Annotated in this window: 1 protein-coding gene and 1 pseudogene; both read right to left on the bottom strand. The window is 66.7% G+C overall.

The genetic code is table 11. The annotated features are described in order from the left end of the window. A partial coding sequence (gene treS / locus ABZ887_RS51055; RefSeq protein ID WP_361306575.1) for a maltose alpha-D-glucosyltransferase occupies positions 1–1253 on the bottom strand: 1253 nt, incomplete at its 3' end. After that, positions 1250–1878 (bottom strand): annotated as a pseudogene (locus ABZ887_RS51050) (alpha-1,4-glucan--maltose-1-phosphate maltosyltransferase); the annotation flags it as partial. The pseudogene ABZ887_RS51050 and the gene treS, both read right to left, overlap by 4 nt.

Genomic DNA, 1878 nt, shown 5'->3' with positions numbered 1-1878 from the left:
CACTGCATGGGGGTGCGGACGGCGTCGCGGTCGCCGAGCCAGATGTTGTCGCCCATGCCGATCTCGTCGCCGTAGTAGAGGATCGGCGAGCCGGGCAGGGACAGCAGGAGCGCGGTGAAGAGCTCGATCTGGTTGCGGTCGTTGTCGAGGAGGGGGGCGAGGCGGCGGCGGATGCCGATGTTGGCGCGCATACGCGGGTCTTTGGCGTATTCGGCCCACATGTAGTCGCGTTCCTCGTCGGTGACCATTTCGAGGGTGAGCTCGTCGTGGTTGCGCAGGAAGATGCCCCACTGGCAGCCGGAGGGGATGGCGGGGGTCTTGGCGAGGATTTCGGAGACGGGGTAGCGGGATTCCCGGCGCACGGCCATGAAGATCCGCGGCATCACCGGGAAGTGGAACGCCATGTGGCACTCGTCGCCGCCGCTGCGGTAGTCGCCGAAGTAGTCGACGACGTCCTCCGGCCACTGGTTGGCCTCCGCCAGCAGCACGGTGTCCGGGTACTGCGTGTCGATCTCCTTGCGGACCCGCTTCAGGAAGTCGTGGGTCGCGGGGAGGTTCTCGCAGTTGGTGCCCTCGCTCTGGTAGAGGTACGGCACCGCGTCCAGCCGGAAGCCGTCGATGCCCAGGTCCAGCCAGAACCGGAGCGCGGAGAGGATCTCCTCCTGGACGGCCGGGTTCTCGTAGTTGAGGTCCGGCTGGTGGGAGAAGAACCGGTGCCAGTAGTACTGCTTGCGGACCGGGTCGTAGGTCCAGTTGGAGACCTCGGTGTCGACGAAGATGATCCGCGCGCCCTGGTACTGCTTGTCGTCGTCCGCCCAGACGTAGTAGTCGCCGTACGGCCCGTCGGGGTCCTTGCGCGACTCCTGGAACCACGGGTGCTGGTCGCTGGTGTGGTTCATGACGAAGTCGATGATGACGCGCATGCCGCGCTGGTGGGCGGCGTCGACGAACTCCACGAAGTCGGCGAGGTCGCCGAACTCGGGGAGCACGGCGGTGTAGTCGGAGACGTCGTAACCGCCGTCCCGCAGCGGGGACTTGAAGAAGGGCGGCAGCCAGAGGCAGTCGACACCGAGCCACTGCAGATAGTCGAGTTTCGCGGTCAGGCCCTTGAGGTCCCCGATGCCGTCGCCGTTGCTGTCCTGGAAGGAGCGGACCAGGACCTCGTAGAAGACGGCCCGTTTGAACCAGTCCGGGTCCCGGTCCTTGGCGGGGGTGTCCTCGAAGGTGTCCGGGACGGGTTCGTTGACGATCATTGTATGGGTGACCCTCCGATCTGCGGGGACGGTCGCAGGACGGTGAGGATGTGCGCGGTCCGGTGACCCGGCTCCAGGCGCACATAGTTGGCCCTGCCCCAGTTGTAGGTTTCGCCGGTGAGCTCGTCGCGCACCGGCACCGACTCGTGCCAGTTCAGGCCGAGTTGCGGCATGTCCAACGAGACCGTGGCCTCCTGGGTGTGGTGCGGATCGAGGTTCACGACCACCAGAACCGTGTTCGATCCGCTCCGCTTGCTGTAGACGATCACCGCTTCCTGGTCGGCATGGTGGAAGTGGATGTCGCGCAGCTGCCGCAGGGCCGGGCTGCTGCGTCGGACGGTGTTGAGGCGGGTGATGAGGGGGGCGATGCCGTCGGTGTCGGCGGCCGTCCAGTCGCGCGGTTTGAGCTGGTACTTCTCGGAGTCGAGGTACTCCTCGCCGCCTTCCCTGAGGGGGGTGTTCTCGCAGAGTTCGTAGCCGCTGTAGATGCCCCAGGTGGGGGAGAGGGTGGCGGCGAGGACGGCCCGGGCCTCGAAGGCGGGACGGTGGCCGTGCTGGAGGTAGGCGTGCAGGATGTCCGGGGTGTTGGCGAAGAAGTTCGGCCGCATCCAGGCGGCGGACTCGC

Source organism: Streptomyces sp. NPDC047061 (assembly GCF_040643955.1).
GTDB lineage: Bacteria > Actinomycetota > Actinomycetes > Streptomycetales > Streptomycetaceae > Streptomyces.
Note: the sequence above shows the minus strand (reverse complement) of the source record. Positions and strands in the feature narration are given on the sequence as shown.